This window comes from Actinomadura sp. ATCC 39365 (assembly GCF_054392275.1).
Genome location: NZ_CP184335.1, coordinates 7,961,370 through 7,983,050, shown reverse-complemented (window position 1 = coordinate 7,983,050; position 21,681 = coordinate 7,961,370). Strand labels below are relative to the sequence as shown.

Sequence of the window (21,681 nt, the reverse complement as noted above, 5' to 3'; positions counted from 1 at the left end):
GCGGAAGCCTCCTGAAAGGACCCGCGCATGGCAAGCTCCGTCACCGAAATGATCGCGCACGCTCGCGCACGGATACGCAACCTGTCGGTCGCAGAGGTGGCCGAGGCCCTGGAGTCGGGCACGGTGACCCTGATCGACCTGCGCGAACCGGGCGAGATCGCCCGCGACGGCAGGGTTCCCGGCGCGGTCCTCGCGCCGCGCGGCATGCTGGAGTTCTGGGCCGATCCGGCCAGTCCCCACCATCGGCCCGAGTTCGATCCCGCCGCCACGACCATCCTGTACTGCGCGTCAGGCGGCCGTTCCGCGCTCGCCGCCCTGGCGCTGCGGGAACTCGGCTACGCCGACGTCGCCCACCTCGACGGAGGGCTCAACGCCTGGAAGGAGCACGGCCGCCCCGTGACCCTCCAGGCCGAGGAGGAACGCCGGTGAACGGGGACGCGCTCGGAGCGGCGTTCGCGCGGGCGCTGGCCGCCAAGGACCGCGACACGCTGCACGCCCTGCTCGGCGACCCGGTCGACTTCAAGGCGCTCACCCCCGGAGCCCACTGGGACGCCGACGACCCCGCCGAGGTCGTGGACCGGATCATCCTCGGCCAGTGGTTCGAACCCGGCGACGACATCGAACGTCTCCTGCACGTCGCCACCGGCCGCGTGGGCGACCGGAACCATCTCGCCTACCGCCTCCAGGTGCGTACCGGCGCCACCCGTCATCTGGTCGAACAGCAGGTCTACTACGGCGTCGCCGGCGAGCGCATCGCCTGGCTGCGTATCCTGTGCTCCGGCTTCCGGCCCGTCCCGGACGGGGAGCCGGCGGAGGACTGATGTTGTTCATGGTGATCGAACGCTTCCGCGGCCAGGACGCCAAGGCCGTCTACCGGCGGTTCCGGGAGAAGGGCCGGATGACCGGCGAAGGTCTGGTGTTCGTCTCCAGCTGGGTGACGGCCGACCTGAGCCGCTGCTTCCAGCTCATGGAATGTGACGACATCGCACTCCTGCAACGCTGGGTCGCCGAGTGGTCGGACCTCGTGGAGTTCGAGATCGTGCCGGTGGTGCCCGGAGCCGCGACCGCCGCCGCCCTTGACGGCTGATCCGGACGTCGCCGGTCAGAGCATCGGACGTGGGTACCCGGCCGGGGGAGTGCCCAGCAGCCACGGCTGGTGCACGTGGGCGGCGGCCACGGCGGCGAGCTCGGGCACGTGGCGGCGCACGTAGTCGCCCGCCGGGTCGTACCGCTGGGCCTGGCGCAGCGGGTTGAAGGCGCGGTTGGGACGCGTGTCGTTGCCGGTGCCGGCGATCCACTGCCAGTTGCCCGAGTTGTTGGCCACGTCGCCGTCGAGGAGGTGCTCGAAGAAGTGCCGGGCGCCGGCCCGCCAGTCGATCCCGAGGACCTTGACCAGGTAGGAGGCGACGATGAGGCGGGCCCGGTTGTGCATCCAGCCCTCGGCCAGGAGCTGGCGCATGCCGGCGTCCACGATGGGCAGCCCGGTCATGCCCTCCCGCCAGGCCTGCAGCGCGTCCTCGTCGTCGCGCCAGCGGTGGCCGCGGGGGCGGTAGTCGTCCCGGTTGATCCGCGGGAAGGCGTGGGTGACCTGGTGGTGGAAGTCGCGCCAGCACAGCTGGCGGACGAACGGCTCGCTGCCCGCGGCCAGGTGGGCCAGTTCCAGCGGCGACAGGCAGCCGAACCTCAGGTACGGGCTCAGCCGGGAGGTGCGGTCGCCGGCCAGGTCGTCGTGGCCGTCGGCGTACCCCGGCAGGGCGTGGCGGATCCACCGGCGGGCGCGGTCGCGGGCGGCGGTCTCGCCGCCGGGCACGGGTTCCGGCCGGGCCGGGCCCGGCAGCCGCCCGGCGTCGAGGTCGCGGGGCGTCGGCACGTGGTCGGGGGCCGCGAGCAGGGGGCGGCGCCGGTGCCGGCTCCAGGAGCGCCAGTACGGCGTGAAGACCCGGTAGTGATCCCCGCCCCCGGACGGGGTGAGCGTGCCGGGCGGCACCACCGTGACCCCCGGGAAGAGCTCGTACGCGATCCGTTCGCGAGCCAGCCGGTCCTGCCTGCGCCTGGCCAGCAGGCTGACGTCGGCACTGGCGAAGACCGCCTCGGCTCCGGATTCCTGGACGAGCTTCATGGTCTCGGTCACGACGTCGCCGTGCCGTACGACCAGGTCCCCGCCGCGCGCCCGCAAAGACGCCCGCAGGTCGGCCAGGCACTCCAGCAGGAAGCCGCGGCGGCGGCCGGCAGGGACGGTCTCGTCCAGCACGAACAGGGGGAGCACGGCGCGGGCGCGCTCGCAGGCGGCCGTCAGGGCCGGGTGGTCGTGCACCCGCAGGTCCCTGTTGAGCAGGACGATCAACGTGTCCATCGACGGTCCCTTCACGACCCTCCGCGGCCTGCCGCGACCGTGCACCTCCCCCATGCCTCACAGATGCCCCGCCGGACGCGCCCGCACGCGCGCGGCGGCAGTGCTGGTGGACGTGACGATGACCGGCCCGCTCCGGCATGAGGCCCGAGGGACGGGGAAGGTGCGTGGGCATGGCATTGTGCCTGGTGACCGGGGCGACGGGGTACATCGGCGGGCGGCTGGCGCCTGAGCTGCTGGCCGCCGGTCACGACGTGCGGTGCATGGTGCGCTCGGCCGGACGCCTGCGCGATCTGTCATGGGCCGAACGGGTCGAGGCCGTCGAGGCCGACGCCACCGACGCCGAGCGCACGCGCCGGGCGCTGGACGGGGTGGACGTCGCGTACTACCTGATCCACGCGATGGGGACGAGTGGCCGGTTCGCCGAGCGGGACCGCCTGGCGGCGCGCACGTTCGCGGCCGCGGCGGCCGAGGCGGGCGTGCGCCGGATCGTCTATCTGGGCGGGTTGACGGCGGACGAGCGGCTCTCGCCGCACCTGTCGTCGCGGGCCGAGGTGGGGGAGATCTTCCTGCGCGGCGCGGTCCCGGCGGTGGTGCTGCGGGCCGCGGTGATCATCGGGTCGGGGTCGGCCTCGTTCGAGATGCTGCGATACCTGACCGAGCGGTTGCCGGTGATGACGACGCCGCGCTGGGTGCGCAGCCGGACGCAGCCGATCGCGGTGCGGGACGTGCTGCGCTACCTGGTGGCGTGGGCGGATGCGCCGGGAACGGTCAACCGGGGGTTCGACATCGGCGGGCCTGATGTCCTCACGTATGCCGACATGATGCACGGCTATGCCGCGGTGGCCGGGCTGCCGCCGAGGTTGATCATCCCGGTGCCGCTGCTCACCCCCCGGCTGTCGAGCCTGTGGGTGGGGCTGGTCACGCCCGTCCCCGCGAGCATCGCGCGCCCGCTGGTGGAGTCGCTGCGCAACGAGGCCGTGTGCGGCGAGCACGACATCGCCCGCCACGTACCCGACCCCGAGGGCGGGCTGGTCGGCTTCCGCCGGGCGGTGTCGCTGGCGCTGATGAAGATCAAGGAGGCCGACGTCGCCACGCGCTGGTCCTCGGCGTCCACGCCGGGCGCGCCGAGCGATCCGCTGCCCACCGATCCCGACTGGGCGGGCGGCAGCCTGTTCGTGGACGACCGCAGCCTGGCCGTGCAGGCCACCCCGGAGGCGTTGTGGCAGGTGATCGAGGGCATCGGCGGCCGTAACGGCTGGTACTCGTTGCCTATGGCGTGGCAGTTGCGGGGCCTGGCCGACCGGCTGGTGGGCGGGGTGGGGCTGCGGCGCGGCCGGCGCGATCCGGCCCGGCTGCGGGTGGGCGACTCGATCGACTTCTGGCGGGTGGAGGAGGTGCTGCCCGGACGGCTGCTGCGGCTGCGCGCCGAGATGCGGCTGCCCGGACTGGCCTGGCTGGAGCTCGGCGTCACCCGCTCCGGCGGCCGGACGATCTACACGCAACGTGCCATCTTTCATCCGCACGGCCTGCTCGGCCATCTGTACTGGTGGGCGATCTCGCCCTTCCACGGCCTGATCTTCGGCCGGATGCCGGTCAACGTGGCCGCCGCGGCCCGCCGCAGGGATCGGTCCGCGGCTACGAGCTGACCAGCGCCAGATCGAGCACGTCGATGCCGACCGGGGTGCGCTCGGTCGCGATCCGGCTCAGCGACCACGGACCGGGGAAGCGGTGCAGCAGTGCGTGCACCGCGATCGCGACCTCGTGCCGGGCCAGGTGCGCGCCGAGGCAGAAGTGCACACCGTGGCCGAAGGAGAGGTGCTCGTCGGACCTCCGGTCGAGCCGGAACTCCTGCGGCTCGGCGAACACCCGGGGATCCCGGTTGGCCGAGAGCACCATGGCGACCACCCGCCGGCCGGCCTCGACGGGGTGTCCGGCGATGTCGGCCGGGCCGGTGGTGAAGCGGTCGGTGCCGCCGATCGGGGGCAGGAACCGCAGCACCTCCTCGACGGCGGCGGGCACCAGCCAAGGGGCGGCACGCAGTCGGGCCGGCGCCTCCGGGTGGGCCGCCAGGCACAACACGGTGTTGACCAGCAGGGTCCTGGTCGTCTCGTGGCCGTTGACGAGCAGCAGCGTGCAGAAGTCGAGCAGTTCCTCGTCGGAGAGCCGGCTGCCGTCCGGTTCGGCGGCCAGCAGGGTGCCGATCACGTCGCCCCGGGGGCGGGCGCGGCGCTCGGCGAACACCTGGCCGAAGTACGCGGCCAGTTCGGCGCGCGCGGCGCGGAACGCGGCCCGGCGCGCCGGGTCCTCGCTGAACGCGCCGGCGAAGGAGGTGATCGCCTCGGTCCAGCGCACGAAGTCCGGTTGCCGGTCCGGTTCCACGCCGAGCAGCGCGGCGATGGTGCGCACGGGCAGTGGATGACCGAGCCGGTCGATCACGTCCAGCTCGCCGTCCACGCCGGCCAGTTGCGTCCGTACGGTGTCGGTGATCGAGGGCAGCAACGACTGGATCGCACGGGGCGTGAAGGCCCGGCTGACCAGCCGGCGCAGCAGGTGGTGCCGGGGCGGGTCGATCGCCGACAGGCTGCCGAGCAGCGGGTTGTCCCGGTGCGGCGGGGGTTGCGCGCTGTGGCGCAGTTCGTCGGACGAGAACGTCCGGTGGTCGGTGAGCACCTGTTTCACCTCGGGGTAGCCGTGCACCAGCCAGCTCTGCAACGGTTCGGCGAAACGCACCCCGTCCCCGGCCAGACCGTCCTGTGCGGTCTGCCGGTACCAGTCGAGGATCTCCTTGACGACGTCATCGGTCATGCGTCGAGTGTGTTGGCCCCCGGCTGGCCGAGGCTTGGAGAAAACGGCCATCCGGCAGCAGCGCCAGGGCTTGGAGGAAGCGCCCGTCCGGCGGCTACGCCGGTGCTTGGAGAAAGCGGCCATCCGGCAGCAGCGTGGTCGGCGGTGCGCCCACCGCGTGCCGGAACTCGGCCAGTAGGTGCGACTGGTCGTAGCAGCCGCTGCGCACGGCGATGGCCGCCCAGTCGGGGCGCTCGCCCCTGGCCAGCGCGGCGCGCGCGGCGGCGAGCGCGTGGTGCAGCCGCACCACCCGCGCGTAGGACTTGGGCCGCAGCCCGACCGCCGCCCCGAACCGCCGCCGCAGTTGCCGCTCGGACAGCCCGGCCCGGGCGGCATGCTGCTCCACGGGCGCACCTGGCGCCGCGTGCATCGCCGCCAGCACGACGCGCACCCGCTCGTCGACCCGGCATCGGCCGGCGCGCGCCCGTACCAGGGCCAGCGCCCCGGCCAGCCGTTCACCCACCGCCCCGTCCGGCCGCCCGACGTCGATGGGCGCCCCCACCGGCTGCCCGACGTCGATGGGCGTCCCGGCCAGTGGCACCTCGTCGGCCGCCACCCCGAACAGCCCGGTCACCGTTCCCGGTCGCAGCCGCACTCCGACCAGGGGCCCGCCCCCGGGCAGCCGTCCCTGCCGGACGCGCGTCTCCGGACCGGCCAGCCGGCACTCTCCGTCGGGCATGACGAGCAGGTCGACGGCGGGGTACGGCAACCCTCGCGGCACGGTGTCGCCGGCCAGCACCCAACTCCCGGCCACGAGGTGGGCCAGGTCGGCGGGCACGGGCAACGCGGTCACCCGTGCAGTCAACCCGGCGACCGCCGCGCCCGCCACCGATTAACCGGGCCGCGGACGCCCGGCGAGCGCCACAGGCGCAGGCCCCGGCGAGGCACGCCGGATCCGCACCCGATCAGTCGGACGAGCCCTGCGGGCCGGCGTCCAGCTTGACCTCGTTCAGCCGGCCCGTGGCGACGTCGTAGACGAACCCGCGGACGGAGTCCTTGTGCGGGATGAACGGGTCGGCCTGGATGCGCCTGGCCGACTGGCGCACGTCCGCCTCCAGGTCCTGGAACGCCTCGGCGGACCAGTCGGGCTTGACGCCGACCTCCTGGTAGATGTCGTGCTTGAATCCGTCGTCGGTGAAGGTCAGCATGCCGCAGTCGGTGTGGTGGATGAGGATGATCTCGCGGGTGCCCAGGAGACGCTGGCTGATGGCCAGGCTGCGACGTTCGCCGGCGGTGACGACGCCGCCGGCGTTGCGGATCACGTGCGCGTCGCCCTCGCGCAGGCCGAGCAGGCCGTAGACGTTGAGCCGGGCGTCCATGCAGGCCACCACGGCCACACCCCGGGCGGGCGGCAGCGGCAGGTCGCCGGAGTCGAAGGCGGCGGCGTAGCGCTCGGAGTTGGCGATCAGCTGGTCGGTGACGCTCATGGGGGACGCCCTCCTGTCACGTGCCGCGGCCCGCGGTCATAGTCCACATTCCCTACTGACTGTACATGTTATTGCCCCGCTGTGTGGCCCCCCTGCGTCGACGGCGAACACGGCGGTCGGCGACGGCGGAGGCGGACAGGAGGGTCGCGGTGGAGAGGGTGCCCCAGAGGGTGGCCGGGCCGTGGGCGGCGAGGGCGGTGATGACCGCCGGGGAGACGGCGAGGCCGAAGCCCGTGGAGAGCTGGAAGCGGGCGAGGGCGCGTCCCAGGAGATGGGCCGGTGCGAGGGCGGTGACGAGCGCCGTCGCGCTGCCGGCGTAGATGATCTCGCCGATGGTGCAGACCACGGACACCATGGCGACGGCCGGGGCACCCCAGCCGGGCCCCAGTGAGGTGGCCGCGAGGAAGCCGAGGTAGGACGCGGCGAGCACCACGCCGGCGAGAGCCAGCACGGTCCGCCGGGAGAAGCGGGACAGCAGGACGGTGACCGGCACCTGCAAGGTGACCACCAGCACCGTGTTGGCCACGAAGACGGCCGCCGGCCACACCGGGGACGCGTGCATCTGTGTCACCAGGACCAGGGGCACCGCGATCTCGGGGACGTTGAGGCAGAAGACGTACACCACGTTGGCGGCCAGCAGCGCGCGCATCCGGGGCGCGGGCCCGCCGATCATGTCCTTGCCCGGAGCGGCGGCCGGACGCGCACGCAGGTGGACCGACCACGCCAAGGCCGCCGCGGCGAAATAGGCGAGCCCGGTGACGGCCGCCAGCGCCCGCAACGCGGTGGAGCCGGCCGCCAGGCACGCGGTGGCGAGGAGGGCGCCCACGCCCAGAGCGGCGTTGCGCAGGGCGCGCCCTGCCGCGAGGGCGGCGTCGCGTTCGCGGCCGTGGGCGACCGTGGCCACGAGGGCCGCGTGGGCGGCCGGCCAGGCCTGGTTGCCGATGCCGAGGAAGAGCGCCGCCGTCGCGAACAGCCAGACGTGCCCCGCCGGGGCGGCCAGCAGCAGCGCCACGCCCAGCACCCGCACCAGCATCGACGCGGCCACGACCGTGCTGCGCGCGCCCCGGTCCAGCCACCGGCCGACCGCGGGCATGCACACCAGACCCACGACGACGCCGGCCGTCATGGCGATGCCGGTGACCGGTGCGGACAGCCTCAGCACCGTCACCCCGTAGAGCAGCAGGAAGGGCCGCAGCAGGCCGGTGCCGAGCGCGTCCACGGCCAGGGCGACGGCATAGCGGGGGCCTCCGGAGGCGCGGACGAGAACGCGCGGCCGGATCTTGGTGGTTGCCATGGCGTCAACGATGCGTTCGGCCCGCCGGGACGGGTCCGTCAGTTGACGGACACCGTCAATCGACGCGGTCGTCGCCCGCCCGACCAGCGATGATGTGGGGATGACGCTGAGGATCGACATCGGCGGCCTGCCGTCCGGGCGGCTGCGGTTCGCCGCCTCCCCGCTGGCCGAGCTGACCGCGATGCTGCACGTGCTGGCCGAACCGGGGCATCACCCGCAGCTCGCCGGCTGGGCCGGGGACGTCTGGGCCGGGCTGCGGCCGGAGCTGGCCGAGCGGCTCAGGGAGGCGGAGTTCCTCTGGCGTTCCTCGCGCGCCGACTTCCTGGTCCCCGCGCGTCCCCGGCCGACCCTCGCCGAGGAGCTGGACGATGTCGACCGGATCGACGACGAGACCTACGTGACCGCCGCGCTCATCACCACGTGCGGCAGCAACCGGGTGCACTTCGGCGCGCCGTCGCCGCTCACCGACGCGACGGCGCGCGAACGGGCGCTCGACCTGGCCCAGGCCCGCGGCGCGCTCCAGGAGGCCTTCGCGGAACGGCTGCTCGCGGACCCGGCCGCCGTGCGGGCGCGGGTGCGTGACACCCTCGAACAGTGCGCCGGGGCCTTCTTCGACGCCGCCTGGACGGGCGTCGCCGCACAACTCGCCACCGACCTGCGCCTGAAGAACGACCTGCTGAAGCGCCAGGGCATCGGGGCGGCGCTCGCGTCCGTGTCCGGCGCCGTCACCCTGGCCCCGGACGGCGACCGCATCATCGTGGACAAGCTGCAGGACAACGCGACCACCGCCCACGGCACCGGGGTCACCTTCCTCCCCAGCGTCTTCGGCCGCCCGCACCTGGTGGTGGTCCACGCGCCCGGATGGCAGCCGGTGGTGCAGTACCCCGTGGCCGAGGCGGATCCGTCGGAGCCGGTGTCGCTGGAAACGGTCACGCTGCGGCTGGAGGCGCTCGCGCATCCGGTACGACTGCGGCTGCTGCGCACCCTCGCCCGCGGCCCGCACACCACCGGTGAGCTGGCCCACGCCTGGGAACTCTCACCTCCGGAGGTCTCCCGCCACCTCGCCGTCCTGCGCCGCGCGGGCCTGCTCACGGCCCGGCGGCACGGGCGTTATGTCCGTTACACCGTCAATGTCGCCGATCTGACGGCGCTGGGCGCGGACCTGCTGACGGCCGTACTGCGCTGAGCGGCTTCGGCTGTCAGGCTGAGTACGTTCGAGTCGATCGTTCGGTGGAGGTCGGATGCGTGCAGGCGTCGTGGTCACCGCACATCCCGGTGTGGAGGATCTCGCCGTGCGGGCCGAGGAACTGGGCCTGCACAGTTTCTGGGTCAACGACAGCCCGATGGTTCACGGTGACCCCTTCGTCGCCCTGGGGTTGTGCGCGAAGGCCACCAGCCGCATCAGGCTGGGCGTCGGCGTGACCTCGCCGGCGCTGCGCTCGGCCCCGGCCGCGGCGAGCGGGTTGGCCAGCCTCAACGCGCTGGCGCCGGGCCGGATCAACTGCGGGGTCGGCACCGGGAACACCGCCCGGCGCACGCTGGGCATGCGGCCGGCCACGGCGGCGGCGATGGAGTCCTTCACCGCCGCGCTGCAGGACCTGTGCACGGGGCGGAGCATCGAGTACCGCGAGGGCGACCGGGCCCGCGACGTCCGGTTCCTGCACGCCGGGGCGCACGTGAACACGGACGACCCGATCGAGTTCGTCGTGGCCGCGCTGACCGGGCCGAAGGCCGCCGCCGTCGCCGGCCGCCGCGGCACCGGCCTGATCTCCTTCGGCCTGCTCGACCCCGCCGCCTGGCGTGCCCTGCACGACGCCCGCCGCCACGCCGCCCACGGCGCACCCCGCGACCCCGCCTCCTACGTGGTCACCGCACTGCACGTACTGGACGAGGACGAAGACCCCCACGGCGACGCGGCCAGGGACGCGACCGGCCACCTCGTCCTGTCACTGCTGACCTTCGCCGCCGACACGGCCGCCGACACGGACGCCTTCGCCGAGCGTCTCGGCCCCGAGGAACGCGAGGCCGTACGGCGACTTCTCGACCGGCGCGGCACCACCGCCACCGCACCCGACCGGCACACCAAGCTCTACCCCGGCTACCTCGGACGCATCGCGCCCGAGGACCGCGACCTGATCCTGCCCTCGCTGATGAACACCCTGGCCCTGGTCGGCACCCGCGACGACCTCCGCGCCCGCATCGCCACCCTCGAACGGGCCGGCGTCGACGAACTGCTCATCCAGCCGGTGATCGACCCACCCACCGAGATGGCCCGCCTGGCCGAACTCCTCACCTGACAGAACCCGCCGCGCACGGGATCGAGCACGGCGAGCAGCCCGACACCACCGTTCGCGCCGGGCCGCCGGGCGGCAACAGCAGGCCGCCCTTCCGCCTGCCGGCCGGCGGGATCTTCAGTTGCGCACCCGCCCTCCCCGGACGACGTGGGCGACCTCACCGATCGTCTCGATGTCCGCGAACGGATCTCCCGCGACGACGACGAGATCCCCGCGCGCATCGGGCCGCAGGACACCCAGGTCGGCCCGGCCGAGCAGCCGCGCGGCCTGCGAGGTGGCGGCCCGGAGCGCGGCGAGAGGGGGCATCCCCTCCGACACCAGCACCACGAACTCCCGCCAGCTGTCCTCGAACGGGACGGTCCCCGCGTCCGTGCCGAAGGCGACGGGGACCTGGCCCGACAGCAGGCGGCGGGCGTTGCGCAGGATGTCGTCGGCCACCGGCGCCACCTTGTCCCGCGCGCCCGCCGGCTGGCCCGCCCAGAACCGCGGGTCGTCGAGATGGTCGATGTAGAGGTGGCAGGCCCACCGGGTGGGCACGAGCGTCGTCCGGTGTTCCGCCATGAGGCGCAGGGTCTCATCGGTGGCGAAGGTGCCGTGTTCCACGCTCCGGACGCCCGCGCGCACCGCCCGGCGGACGCCCTCGTCGAAATGCGCGTGCGCGGCGCTGGGCAGGTTCAGGTCACGGGCCGCCGCCACCAGGGCCGTCATCTCCTCCTGGGTGTAGGCCACGGTGTCCGCCGCGTCCGCGGGGCTGACGAAGCCGCCGGTCGCGGCGAACTTGATCCAGTGGGCGCCCAACTGGCGTTCGATCCTGACCTGGCGGACGACCTCGTCCACCCCGTCGGCGACCGCCGCCGCGCGGCCTCCGTAGGGCGGCTGCAGGGTGGAGCGGGGATCGCCGTGACCACCCCGAGGGGAGATGATGTGGGGGGCCACGAGCATGCGCGGCCCCTCGATCAGCCCGGCCTCCACGGCGCGGGCCAGTTCCACCGTCACCGGGTCCGCGGCGGGGCAGCCGAGGTCACGGACGGTGGTGAAGCCGTGGGACAGCAGGGTCCGTAACGCGGGCAGCGCGTCGAGGGCCTGACGGGAGGCGGGCCCGCCGCCCGTGCCGTCACCGGCCGCCACGTGGACGTGACAGTCGATGAGGCCGGGCAGCACCGTCCCGGACGCCTCCAGGACGCGTGTGCCGCGAGGACGCTCCACCCGCGTGCCGGTCTCGACGATCCGGTCACCGCGCATGAGCACCTGGAAGGGGCGCAGGCAGTCGTCGCGCAGGCCGTCCCAGCCCTGCGCGGCGGTGACGAGCAGATGCGGCTCGTCCGGGCCGGTCATCGGCCCGGCGCCCGGGGTGGGAGGCCGGGGCGGTGGGCAACGGACGGCTCCAGGGCGGGCGGTGGCCAGATCTCCTCGTAGGCGCATCCCATCTGGAGCAGATGGGCGTCGGCGCCGGCCGGCGCGCACAGTTCGAGCCCGACGGGAAGCCCTTCCGCGGTCAGGCCGGCGGGCAGGCTGAGCGCGGGCAGGCCGAGGACGCCGGCCCAGTCGGTGTTCCGGATGAAGGTGGGGAAGGTGGGATGCTCCCGGCCGTCGATCACCACGGACTCCTCGCAGGCGAACGGCTGGGCCGGCAGCGGAGTGGTGGGATAGACGAGGGCCGACAGCCGGTGGCCGCGCTGGTGCTCCGACAGGGTGCCGGCCAGACGGAAGAGGTTCTCGCACGCCGCCCGGTAGGCGGCGGCCGGCGCGCGCGCCGGGCCCAGGGCGTCGTTCAATGCCGCCCGCACGCCGGGCGAGGCGATCTGGGCGAGCACCTGGTCGAGGGTGGGCGCGGGCGACGTCTGGGCCAGGTAGTAGGGGATCTCCCAGGCCGCCTCGTACAGGGCCACCGTCATGGCGTCGCGGGCGAGCGACGCGCCGGCGCCCGCCGGAAGGTCGGCCTCGACCAGCACGGCGCCGGCCGCGCTCAGCTCCTCCAGGCGTCGTTCGGCCACCGCGGCCAGCGACGGCTCCAGCCCCTCCCAGAACGGCCGGCGGGGCACGCCCAGCCGCAGCCCCGCCCAGCGCACCGGTTCGGGGGCCGGGCCGGGCGCGGCCACGACGGAGTCGAGCAGCACGATGTCGCGCATGGTGCGGGTCAGGAAGCCGGCGGTGTCCCTGGTGCGGGAGAGCAGGAGAAGGCCGCGCTGCGGATACCGGCCCGCGGACGGGCGGTAGCCGAACACGGCGCACAGGGCCGCCGGGATCCGCACGGAACCCCCGGTGTCGGTGCCGAGACCGGCCGGAGCCAGGAAGGCGGCCACGGCGGCGGCGCTGCCGCTGCTGCTGCCTCCGGCGAACCGATCGGCGGCCCACGGGTTGCGGACGGGGCCGAAGCCGGGATTGTTGCCGGTGATGCCGACGGCCAGCTCGTGCATGTTGGTCTTGCCGAGCGCCAGTGCGCCGGCGGCGCGCAGCCGCCGCCAGATCTCGGCGTCCCGCCCGGGACGATGGGCGCGCAGCGCCGGCGTGCCGGCGGTGGTGGGATGACCGGCGACGTCGACGTTGTCCTTGACGGCGACGAGGACGCCGTGCAGGGGGCCGCGCCGATCCGCTCTGTCGGCCTGCGCGGCGGCGTCGAGGACGGCGCGCTCGTCGCACGAGACGAACGCGCCGAGCGACTCCTCCGCGCATCGCCCGAGCAGGCATCGCGCATATTCGGAAACGGATATGCGCCTGTCGCGAATCGCGTTGACGGCCGCCCGTGAGCTCCAGGCGGCCACGTCATCACACATGAGCGTTCACCTTTCAGGGGCGCCGCACGAGCCAACCCAACGTAACACCTCCCGGCGGGACGGAATGTCGGGCCCGTCATGGGGCTGGAACGAGAGTTCGCCTGACACTCAGGAGGCTTTTGCGGTCGGTGTGATAAAAGCCGCGAAAAGTCTATTGTTAAGGCGGGAGAATGCCGGGTAATCGTGCCGACCACCGGAATAACCGGACGGCGGAGTAGACATGGGAACCGTTCTCGACGACGTGACCGAGGATTCCTGGCTGCGCGGTCATTTCAAGGACGCCGAATGGGTGGCGGAATACCTGGATGCCGGCGCGCCGTCCGGCGACCCGATCTACCTCAGCCTGGGGGAGACCTGGTCGGAGGCGCCCGAGGGGCTGGCCCGGCTGCTCGGCAGCGGGCTGCCGGCGTACGCGCACGGATACGTCATCTCCCAGTACGGCCTGCCCGCGCTGCAACGCCTGCTGCGCGATTACGTCGCCCGCACCCACGCCCTGCCCGCCGGCCTCACCGCGGGCGCCGACTTCGAGGTCGCCGTCACGTGCTCGGGGACCAGGAACGCCATGTTCGACTACGGACGGCTGATCCTGGCCGACGCGCCGCGCACCGCGTCCCCCACCGTCATCGCCCCCGCGCCCGGCTGGGACTACCGGGGGGTGTTCGCCGGGCTCGGTTTCCGGATGACCTACCTGCCGCTGGCGGCCTCGCAGGGCTTCCAGCCCGCGCCGGAGGCGCTGCGCGAGGCGCTGGCCCGGGCGGGCGATCCGCGCGGGGTCATCGTCGTCATCAACGCCCAGCACAATCCCACCGGCGTCAACTGGGACGAAGACCTCGTCGCCGACATGGTGCGCCTGACCGTCGAGGCGCGGGCGAACCTGCTCATCGACGACGCCTACTACGGGGTCACCGATCCGGGCACCGCGCCCACCAGCGCCCTGCGGCTGCTCGCCGAACGGCTCGCCCGTCGGGGCGCCGGGGACCGGCCCGTGCGCTGGCTGGCCGTGCGCTCCCTGGGCAAGCAGTTCAACTGCAACGGCTGGGGCATCGGGGTCAGCACCGCGCCGCCGCCCATCCTGGACAGGCTCGTCAACGACTTCCAGCTCCAGCGCTCCTTCACCGCCGCCGTGCCGTTGCAGAACGCCATGGCGAGGTGGCTGGACGGCGAGGAGTCCGAGCGGTACCTGCGGGCGTTCCGGCAAAGCTGCGCGGGCAAGCGGGCATGGGCGGCCGACTTTCTCCGGCAGGAGCTCGGCTGTCCCGCCGAGGCGCTCTGCCCGGGGAACTGCACCAGCTACTTCCTGTTCCGGGTGCCGCCGCCGTACGCGGCGGACGCGCGCGACGGCGTCACCCGGTTCCGCCGCGACTGCCTGCGCCGCGCCGGGGTGCTGCTGGGCGCCGGCACCATGACCCCGCAGGCGGCGCCCGAGGAGGGACAGGCCATGGCCGTCCCCTACGTGCGGATGTTCCTCGGCCCGCCGCTGAGCAGCGTCGAGACCGCGCTGCACCGCCTGGCGGAGGCCGGGATGGGCTGGGAGCGGTCATGTTGAGACGTCGCCGGCGCGCCACCGCCCCCTGCGAGCTGACCTACGAGAACTACCTCTGCCTGGACCGGCTGCTCGGCGCCCAGCGCCCGATCTCGGAGCCGCCGCACCACGACGAGCTGCTGTTCATCGTGCAGCACCAGACGACCGAGCTGTGGGTGAAGCTGATCCTGCACGAGCTCGACGACGCGATCCGCGTACTCCGGCACGACCGGCTGCGATCGGCGTTCCGCTCCCTCGACCGGATCTTCGTGATCCAGCGGCAGCTCATCGAGCAATGGTCGGTCATCGCCACCCTGAAACCCGACCGTTTCGCCGAGTTCCGCCCGGTGCTCGGGGGCGCCACCGGCTTCCAGTCCGTCCAGCTCCGGATGCTGGAGTTCCGGCTCGGCGACAAACGCCCCGAGCTGGTCGAGGAGTACGACGGGTCCGTCCGGCAGGACGCGCTGCGCGCGGCGATCGCGCAGCCGACGGTGTACGACGAGTTCATCCGGTTCCTGCACCGGGCAGGGCATCCTGTCCCCGCCCGCCACCTCGACCGCACCCACAGCTGTCACGAGGAACCCGACCAGGAGATCGTCGCCGTGCTCCGCCGCGTCTACGAGGACCAGCGGGCCCACGCCGCCGAGTACGAGATGGCCGAACGCCTGGTGGAGCTGGAGGAGCGGCATCAGCTGTGGCGGTTCCGCCACATGCGCACCGTGCGGCGCGTCATCGGCGACAAGCGGGGGACCGGCGGCTCCCGCGGCGTGCCGTACCTGGCCTCCCTGGTCGACCGGCCGCTCTTCCCCGAGATCTACGCCGCCCGCACCGTCCTCGACCCCTGACCGGCACCACCCTCACCCGCCCAGGAGCCCCGCCATGAGCGACCGATCTCAGGACCCGCGCCACCGGCGCGGCCTGGAGCTGATGAACGAGATCGACCCCGCCGACGGCGGACGCATGCTCGACGAGTTCGCCACCATCGCCCCCGATCTCGGACGGTTCCTGGTCGAGTTCGCCTTCGCCGACATCTACAGCAGATCCGTGCTGTCGCTGCGCGAACGGCAGTTCGTCCGGCTCGCCGCCCTGGCCGCGATGGGCATCGGCGGCGCGCCGATGCGGGCGAACATCAACTCCGCGCTGAACGTCGGCCTCCCGGTCTCCGATATCGCCGAGACGTTCATCCAGTGCCTGCCCTACGCGGGCTTCCCCCGGGTCATCACCGCGATGGAACAGCTCAAGGCCATCGTGGAGGAACGCTCGGACCAGGACTGACGCGCCCGGCGCACGGAACGCACGGCCGCTCAGGGCGCCGCCGGGGACGGGCCGGGCCGCCGGGAGCCCGCGGGCGCGGGGACGATCGCCACCGGGCACGCCGAGCGCCGGATCAGCCGGGCCAGCCCCCACGACCGCCGCCACGCCAGAACCCCCGCCGGACGCCGGGACTCCACCACGAGCAGGCGGGCCGCGACAGAGGCCGCCAGGAGGGCGGAGCGGGCGTCCCCCTCGCAGCGCTGCTCGTGCACCCGGACCTCCGGATGCAGCCGCCGCCACCCGCCGAGCGAAGGCCCGGCGGCCGAGTCGGCGCGCAGAACGCGCAGCCGGACGCCGTGCGCGGACGCGGTCCGGAAGGCGTAACCGAGGAGGGCGTCCGGCGCGGGCCCTGGTTCCAGGAACACGACGACGTCGTCGTACGGACGTGCCGTCGCGCCCTTGGCGACGACCACCGGCGCGTCGGCCCTGGCGGCCAGCGCGAGGGCGACCGAGCCGAACAGCAGATCGATCACCTCGTTGCGGGGACGGTGGCCGACCACGATCTCGACGGCGTCCCGCCCCGCGTCGCGCAGGACGGCCGCCGGCGCGCCGGGCGCGACGTGCGCCGTCACCGCTGGGTGCCGCCGCCTGCCGCGGACCCGGGCCAGCGCGTCGGCGGCGACCCCCACGGCGATCTCGTGCGCCGATTCGACGATCATCGGAGCGGCGAACGCCTTGGCCGCCGGAGGCCCCGCGAAATATCCGGCCAGATCCATGGCATGCACGATCCGCAACGGCCTTTTCCGCCGGATCGAGTCCTCCGCCGCCCATTCCAGGGCGACGGACGAAGGCGCGGACACGTCGGCGCCGACCACCACAGGAGCCCTGTTCGACGGCCCGTTCATAAAAATTCCTCCTTCATCGCGCAGGCATTGCCGGACAATGCGCTGCCACGCATTCCTGACATGGCCCTGAATCCGCGCTGACATCCGCCGCACGCCTTTCGATTCCCCCGCAAGTCGCCGTGCGATCTCCAGGGCGGCGGGTAATGGCGCGCTACCGGAGCACGTCCCCTCTAGCTTTTTCAAGGTGAAATGACATGCGCGTCGGAATCGTCGGAGCCGGTCTGTCGGGGCTCACCCTGGCCTGGCTCCTGGCCGACAGTTGCGAGACCGTGGTGCTCGAATCCCGTGACCGCGTCGGCGGCACGATGCGGTCGGTCCGCGTCCGCGCCGGCGGCGGCGAGGCGACCCTCGACCTCGGCGCCCAGGACATCTCGCCGGACCTGTTCCCCACGCATCGCAGGCTGCTGGAGCTGCTGGGATACGGCGACGAGCAGTTCGTGGACCTGCCGGCCTCGCTCACCGTCCTGAAGGCGGGACGCCGGGAGCCGCTGCTGGTCAGCCCGCACACCCCGGAGGCGTCCTGGCCCCGGGACGAGCGGCTCGGGGCGGCGTGGCAGGCGGTAGGGACCTTCCTCCAGCGGGCCACCGAATGGGACAAGGAGGACGTCAGCTGGGAACGACCGCTGGCCGACCTGGTCGAGCCCCTGCCGGTGAGCCAGGAGATCAAACGGGACGTGCTCTACGCCCGCCCGGCCTTCCTCTTCTGCTGCAGCCTCGAACAGGCCATGACCCTCTCGGCCCGCGCCGCCGTCGCCTTCTACGTCAACACCGCGGGCGAGCCGAGATGGCAGCAGCTCCTCCCGGGGCTGGAGAGCACGGCCTGGGCCCTGGCGGCGCGGGCCCCCGCCGCCAGGATCAGGACCGCGGCCGGGGTGCGGCAGATCCGCCGCGCGGACGGGCGCTACGAGCTCCTCGACACCGCCGGCGGGCGGCACGTCGTGGACGAGCTGGTCCTCGCGGTGCCGCCGTGGGAGGCGGCGCGGCTGCTCGGGCCGCTGGCGGGCACCCAGGAGGTCCGTGACGTCCTGGCCTGCTTCGAGCCGGTGGACACGACGTACGCGCTGCACCTGGATCCCGCGTATCTGCCCGAGAGCCGTGCCCACTGGTCGACCAGCGCCTTCGAGGTGCACGACGGCTGGAGCGAGAGCACCGACTGGTTCGGCCCGTCCAGGGGCGTCGAGGTGTTCAAGAGCCAGCTCACCCACCGCGACCGGCTGCCGAGGCAGGTGGTCCTGCGGGAGGACTACCGGCACCTGCTCATCACGCCCGCGGCGGTCCGGGCCCAGCGCCGCCTCGACGCGCTGCAGGGGCGGGGCGGGCTGCACCTCGCCGGCCAGTACACCACGTGGGTCTCCAGCCAGGAGTCGGCCGTGCGGTCGGCGGTCGCCGTCGCCCGCAGGCTCGCGCCGCGCTCGCCGCGCCTGGCGCAGCTCTTGTCCGCCTGACCGGGACAGGTCCGAACCAGACACACCCGACCGAGACACATCCGACCCAGGCAAGGAGGTATGTCATGCGCGCCGTGCGGTTCCATCATCACGGTGACCCCGCCGCCGTCCTGTCCGTGGACGACGTGCCCGTCCCCGTCAAAGGGCCGGACGACCTGCTCGTACGGATGACCACCCGGCCGATCAACCCCTCCGACCTCATGTACGTGCGAGGGGAGTACGGACGCGAGGCGACGTTCCCCGCACCGGCGGGGTTCGAGGGCGTGGGCGTGGTGGAGCGGGCCGACCGGGCGGGCACGTACCGCGAGGGCGCGCGGGTCGCCGTGGCCGCCACCGGCACCTGGCAGGACTACGTCAGCGCCGCGCCCGCCGAGCTGATCGCGGTCCCGGACGCCATGCCCGACGAGGTCGCCTGCCAGCTCACGGTGAACCCGTTCGCGGCGCGCCTGCTGGTGGACCAGCTCGACGTGCCGCCCGGCGGGTGGCTGCTGCTGTCGGCGGGCGCGTCGGCCGTCTGCCGCATGGTCCTGGCCTACGCGGTAAGACGCCGAATCCGGTGCCTGCATCTGGTCAGGCGGCCGGAACAGGTGACGCCGCTGCGCCTGCTGGGGGCGGACGAGGTGATCGACGTCTCCGGCGGCCCGTGGGTGGACCGGGTGCTGGCCGTCACGTCAGGCGGGGCGGCCGCCGCGATCGACTCGGTCGGCGGCCAGGTGGGCCGGGGCCTGCTGGACTGCCTGCGTCCCGGTGGCCGGCTGGTCGTGTTCGGGGCGCTGTCCGGCGAGCCGATCCCGCTGCCGTCCCGCCAGGTCATCTTCTCCTCCCTCACCGTGAGCGGCTTCTGGCTGCCCGAACGGCTCGCCGCGCTGGACCCGCACGACCGGGCCCGCCTCACCGAGGAGGTGGTCGCGGACCTCGCGGGCGGCCGGCCCGGCGTGGACGTGGCCGGCCGGTACGCGCTGCCCGAGGTCCGGGCGGCGGTGCGGCACAGCGCCAGGACCGGCGGCGCCGGAAAGGTGCTGCTCACCGAACGACGACCGGACGCCCCCGCCCCGGGGCCGGCCGGCGACCCACAACCCGAATGACGGAAAGGGACATCATGAACGACCTCATCATCCCGTGCATCGACGTGGCCGGCGGCAGGGCGACGCCGCCCTCGGCAATCGCCGGCTTGGCCGACCCCGCCGACGCCGTCGAGATCGCCTCGGTCTACCTGCGCGACGGCGCCGGGCCGATCTTCGTGGACGTGCAGGAGCCGTGGACGGAGCACGAGACGTTCCTGCCCCTGATCCAGGCGCTGAGCGGGACGGGCGGCACGTTCTGGGTCACCGTGGACAACGGCTACATGCCCTCCATCGAGGCGGCCGAGGCCCTGCTGGCGGCGGGCGCGGCGGCGGTCGGCCTGAGCACCACCTCGGTGGAGCACCCCTCGGTCCTGCACACGCTCGTGCAGCGGCACGGATCCGCCCGCGTGGTGGGCGTCATGAACGTCGCCCGCGCCGGCGACGGCCGCTGGAACGTCGCCATCCGCGGCGGCGAGCAGGAGACCGACCTGGACGCCGTCGTCTGGGCGAAGATGCTGGCCGACCTGGGCGCCGGCCGCCTGCTGGCCAACAGCCTCGACCAGGAGGGCACCGGCAACGGCTACGACCTGGAGATGACGCCGGCCATCGCCTCGGCGGTGGGCGTCCCCGTCATCGCCTCGGGCGGCGCCGGCTCCGTCGAGCACCTGTACGAAGGGCTCACGACGGGTGGCGCCCGGCACGCCCTGGTCAACAACCTGTTCCACAGCGGCCAGGCCACGATGACCCAGGCACATGAGTTCCTCGACAAGGGCGGCCTCAGAAACCCGGCGGAAGGAGCCGCGGAATGACCGCCGAGACGCTGGTCAAGGAGCTGGCGCGGGCCCGGGCGGAGTCGCCGCCAGCCAACCCTCTGCTCGCCCTGGCGGCCGACGGCCGGGTCACCGTCGATCACCTGCGCCGCCTCGTCGCGATCGAGCGCGCCTACCACCATGCCGAGCTGGTGGCCTACGGCGAGCTGCTCACCCAGTTCCCGCACCCGCCGGCCGCCGGGTTCCTGCTCAAGGTGGCCGGGCTGGTGGACGGGGCGCGTGCCGCGCTCGCCGTCGTGGCCGAGCGTCTGGGCGAGCCGCCGGACCTCGGCGACGACCTGGCCGCGCACGCCTTCTGCGGGTACGTCTCCTGGCTGGCCCTGCACGGCAGCCAGGCGGCCATGGCCCTGTCGCTGTACTCGGCCCCGGACGGCGTCTACTACGGCGGCGCCGTCGAGCTGGTGCGGCTGCTGGACGAGCACGGCGTGACGGTGCCCGAGGAGTTCACGGCGTACTACGGCAACACTCCCGACCCGCTGCTGACCGAGGAGGCCGCAGCCGTCGTGGACGACGGCCTGGCCCGGGGGGACGACCCCGGCGAGGCCCTGCGCGCGGCCCGGCTGTGCGACAGGTACATGGCCCTGCTCTGGACGGCGGCGGCCCGCACGTGAGGAGACGACTCGGACGCCACGGCAGGAGCCCGGGATGACCGCCCTGGTCCGGGCCGACGTGCACGTCCGCCTGGCCCCGGGGGTGACGACGCGCGACTACGAGCGAAGGTTGCGCGAGATGAGCGGCGTGGTCGCCGCGCACGTGGTCGTCGGCGACTTCGACCTCACCGTACGGGTGGCCTGCGAGGACGGCGCGCAGCTCCGGGGGACGCTGGCGCGCCTGCGCCGGGCCGGCGCGCAGGACCTCGCCGCCGAGCTGATCGTCCGCACGCTGCTCGGTTAGGGCCGCGCGGCACGGCAGCCGGATGTCAGGTCCGCGTCAGGCCCTTGTCATGGCCCCGGGGAACGCAGACAGGTTCGCACAACAGAAAGGCTTCACCATGACCGCCACCGCAGACCTCACCCTGGCCACCTCCGCCGTCACCGAGCTCCAACGGCTGCGCGACCGCTCTCCGGTCGGCAACCGCCTGCTGGACCTGGCCGAGGTCGGCGGGCTCACCCTGGAGCACCTGCGCCGGCTCGTCGGGATCGAGCTGCAGTGCCACATCGCCGAGCTGGCCGCGTACGGCACCGTGATCGCCCGCTTCTCCGACAGCCCCGTCGTCGGCCTCTACCTGGACGTCGCCCGCCTGGTGTACGACGCGCACCCCAAGCTGCTGGCCTGCGTCCGCCCGCTGGGCATGGACCCGGACGCGGCGGGGCGGTGGCCGTCCGGGCCCGACGCGCAGGCGTTCAACGGCTGTGTCTCGTGGCTGGCCCTGCACGGCGGCCAGGCCGACAACGCGCTGGCCCTCCACACCGACATGACGGTCTACTTCCCCGGCTGCCAGGCCCTGCTCGAAGAGGTGCGCAAACAGGGACTGGAGGTGCCCGCCGAGTTCGTCGACTACTACGAGGGCGGCCAGTCCGACGAGCTGGAACGGCGGGCCCTGGAGGTCGTCGAGCACGGCCTGCGGAACGGCGAGGACAAGGCCACCGCGATCGCCCGCGCCAGGCAGATGGAGGAGCACATCGGCCGCTTCTGGAAGGCAGCCGCGCACACCGGCTGAGCTGGAGAGGACCCC

The 21,681-nt window shown here is 73.5% G+C and carries 23 protein-coding genes; 15 read left to right on the top strand and 8 right to left on the bottom strand.

Translation table 11 applies throughout. From position 1 onward, the window contains the following. The first annotated feature begins 27 nt into the window (after positions 1–27). From ACNF49_RS38695 to ACNF49_RS38685, 3 genes are read left to right on the top strand one after another with little or no spacing between them, the layout of a single operon-like run. Positions 28–429 (top strand): rhodanese-like domain-containing protein, encoded by a 402-nt coding sequence (locus ACNF49_RS38695; RefSeq protein WP_482940753.1) that lies wholly within the window; start codon positions 28–30, stop codon positions 427–429. Next, entirely contained in the window at positions 426–821 is a 396-nt protein-coding gene (locus ACNF49_RS38690; protein WP_482940752.1) for a hypothetical protein, read from the top strand. Before ACNF49_RS38695 ends, ACNF49_RS38690 begins: the two co-directional genes overlap by 4 nt. Continuing rightward, a complete protein-coding gene (locus tag ACNF49_RS38685) occupies positions 821–1,087 on the top strand; it encodes a DUF3303 domain-containing protein (protein WP_387676102.1) in 267 nt (88 codons plus the stop codon). The genes ACNF49_RS38690 and ACNF49_RS38685 overlap by 1 nt, the downstream gene beginning before the upstream one ends. 15 nt (positions 1,088–1,102) lie before the next feature. Here ACNF49_RS38685 and ACNF49_RS38680 read toward each other — a convergent pair whose 3' ends face one another. Next, positions 1,103–2,353, bottom strand: coding sequence for a cryptochrome/photolyase family protein (locus ACNF49_RS38680; RefSeq protein ID WP_482940751.1), 1,251 nt, complete (start codon positions 2,351–2,353; stop codon positions 1,103–1,105). 170 nt (positions 2,354–2,523) lie between these two features. Here ACNF49_RS38680 and ACNF49_RS38675 point away from each other — a divergent pair, with 170 nt between their 5' ends. Then, positions 2,524–3,999, top strand: coding sequence for an SDR family oxidoreductase (locus ACNF49_RS38675; RefSeq protein WP_482940750.1), 1,476 nt, complete (start codon positions 2,524–2,526; stop codon positions 3,997–3,999). Here ACNF49_RS38675 and ACNF49_RS38670 read toward each other — a convergent pair. The 4 genes from ACNF49_RS38670 to ACNF49_RS38655 form a co-directional block, all read right to left on the bottom strand. Then, complete coding sequence (locus ACNF49_RS38670) at positions 3,989–5,158, bottom strand: cytochrome P450 (protein ID WP_482940749.1); 1,170 nt, start codon at positions 5,156–5,158, stop codon at positions 3,989–3,991. The two genes, ACNF49_RS38675 and ACNF49_RS38670, sit on opposite strands and share 11 nt — an antisense overlap. 94 nt (positions 5,159–5,252) lie before the next feature. Beyond that, positions 5,253–5,990 carry a helix-turn-helix domain-containing protein gene (locus ACNF49_RS38665; protein ID WP_482940748.1) on the bottom strand — a complete coding sequence of 246 codons (738 nt, stop codon included), beginning with the start codon at positions 5,988–5,990 and terminating at the stop codon, positions 5,253–5,255. 112 nt (positions 5,991–6,102) lie between these two features. Beyond that, positions 6,103–6,624: a beta-class carbonic anhydrase gene (locus ACNF49_RS38660; protein WP_482940747.1), complete on the bottom strand. Its 522-nt coding sequence runs from the start codon at positions 6,622–6,624 to the stop codon at positions 6,103–6,105. Between the two features lie 52 nt (positions 6,625–6,676). Next, positions 6,677–7,918, bottom strand: coding sequence for an MFS transporter (locus ACNF49_RS38655; RefSeq protein ID WP_482940746.1), 1,242 nt, complete (start codon positions 7,916–7,918; stop codon positions 6,677–6,679). 100 nt (positions 7,919–8,018) lie between these two features. On the opposite strand from ACNF49_RS38655, the gene ACNF49_RS38650 reads away from it, so the two are divergent. Both ACNF49_RS38650 and ACNF49_RS38645 read left to right on the top strand, forming a co-directional pair. After that, the gene (locus tag ACNF49_RS38650) at positions 8,019–9,104 is read left to right on the top strand and encodes a DUF5937 family protein (RefSeq protein WP_482940745.1); all 1,086 of its coding nucleotides are present in this window, start codon (positions 8,019–8,021) and stop codon (positions 9,102–9,104) included. 55 nt (positions 9,105–9,159) lie between these two features. Continuing rightward, positions 9,160–10,215, top strand: coding sequence for an LLM class flavin-dependent oxidoreductase (locus tag ACNF49_RS38645; RefSeq protein WP_482940744.1), 1,056 nt, complete (start codon positions 9,160–9,162; stop codon positions 10,213–10,215). Between the two features lie 114 nt (positions 10,216–10,329). Here the strand turns inward: ACNF49_RS38645 and ACNF49_RS38640 are convergent, their stop codons facing one another. Beyond that, positions 10,330–11,547 (bottom strand): metal-dependent hydrolase family protein, encoded by a 1,218-nt coding sequence (locus ACNF49_RS38640; protein ID WP_482940743.1) that lies wholly within the window; start codon positions 11,545–11,547, stop codon positions 10,330–10,332. Beyond that, positions 11,544–12,986 carry an amidase family protein gene (locus ACNF49_RS38635; protein WP_482940742.1) on the bottom strand — a complete coding sequence of 481 codons (1,443 nt, stop codon included), beginning with the start codon at positions 12,984–12,986 and terminating at the stop codon, positions 11,544–11,546. Before ACNF49_RS38635 ends, ACNF49_RS38640 begins: the two co-directional genes overlap by 4 nt. A 220-nt stretch (positions 12,987–13,206) precedes the next feature. Here ACNF49_RS38635 and ACNF49_RS38630 point away from each other — a divergent pair, with 220 nt between their 5' ends. The 3 genes from ACNF49_RS38630 to ACNF49_RS38620 are packed head-to-tail and all read left to right on the top strand — an operon-like array spanning position 13,207 to position 15,783. Further along, complete coding sequence (locus ACNF49_RS38630) at positions 13,207–14,532, top strand: aminotransferase class I/II-fold pyridoxal phosphate-dependent enzyme (RefSeq protein ID WP_482940741.1); 1,326 nt, start codon at positions 13,207–13,209, stop codon at positions 14,530–14,532. Next, a complete protein-coding gene (locus ACNF49_RS38625; protein WP_482940740.1) occupies positions 14,526–15,353 on the top strand; it encodes a tryptophan 2,3-dioxygenase in 828 nt (275 codons plus the stop codon). The genes ACNF49_RS38630 and ACNF49_RS38625 overlap by 7 nt, the downstream gene beginning before the upstream one ends. Before the next feature lie 34 nt (positions 15,354–15,387). Continuing rightward, on the top strand, positions 15,388–15,783 hold the full coding sequence (locus ACNF49_RS38620; protein ID WP_482940739.1) for a carboxymuconolactone decarboxylase family protein: 396 nt from the start codon (positions 15,388–15,390) through the stop codon (positions 15,781–15,783). A 29-nt stretch (positions 15,784–15,812) separates the two neighbouring features. On the opposite strand, the gene ACNF49_RS38615 is transcribed toward ACNF49_RS38620, so the two are convergent. Next, on the bottom strand, positions 15,813–16,667 hold the full coding sequence (locus ACNF49_RS38615; RefSeq protein WP_482940738.1) for a universal stress protein: 855 nt from the start codon (positions 16,665–16,667) through the stop codon (positions 15,813–15,815). 194 nt (positions 16,668–16,861) lie between these two features. Between ACNF49_RS38615 and ACNF49_RS38610 the strand changes: the two genes are divergently transcribed. From ACNF49_RS38610 to ACNF49_RS38585, 6 genes are all read left to right on the top strand, one after another. Next, positions 16,862–18,112 (top strand): FAD-dependent oxidoreductase, encoded by a 1,251-nt coding sequence (locus ACNF49_RS38610; RefSeq protein WP_482940737.1) that lies wholly within the window; start codon positions 16,862–16,864, stop codon positions 18,110–18,112. A gap of 65 nt (positions 18,113–18,177) precedes the next feature. Continuing rightward, positions 18,178–19,197: a zinc-dependent alcohol dehydrogenase family protein gene (locus ACNF49_RS38605; RefSeq protein WP_482940736.1), complete on the top strand. Its 1,020-nt coding sequence runs from the start codon at positions 18,178–18,180 to the stop codon at positions 19,195–19,197. A 14-nt stretch (positions 19,198–19,211) separates the two neighbouring features. Next, positions 19,212–19,985, top strand: coding sequence for a HisA/HisF-related TIM barrel protein (locus ACNF49_RS38600; protein ID WP_482940735.1), 774 nt, complete (start codon positions 19,212–19,214; stop codon positions 19,983–19,985). Then, positions 19,982–20,617: a hypothetical protein gene (locus ACNF49_RS38595; RefSeq protein ID WP_482940734.1), complete on the top strand. Its 636-nt coding sequence runs from the start codon at positions 19,982–19,984 to the stop codon at positions 20,615–20,617. Before ACNF49_RS38600 ends, ACNF49_RS38595 begins: the two co-directional genes overlap by 4 nt. Before the next feature lie 34 nt (positions 20,618–20,651). Next, positions 20,652–20,900, top strand: a complete 249-nt coding sequence (locus ACNF49_RS38590; RefSeq protein WP_482940733.1) for an Lrp/AsnC ligand binding domain-containing protein — start codon at positions 20,652–20,654, stop codon at positions 20,898–20,900. A 97-nt stretch (positions 20,901–20,997) separates the two neighbouring features. Beyond that, a complete protein-coding gene (locus ACNF49_RS38585) occupies positions 20,998–21,666 on the top strand; it encodes a hypothetical protein (RefSeq protein ID WP_482940732.1) in 669 nt (222 codons plus the stop codon). Positions 21,667–21,681: the final 15 nt, after the last annotated feature.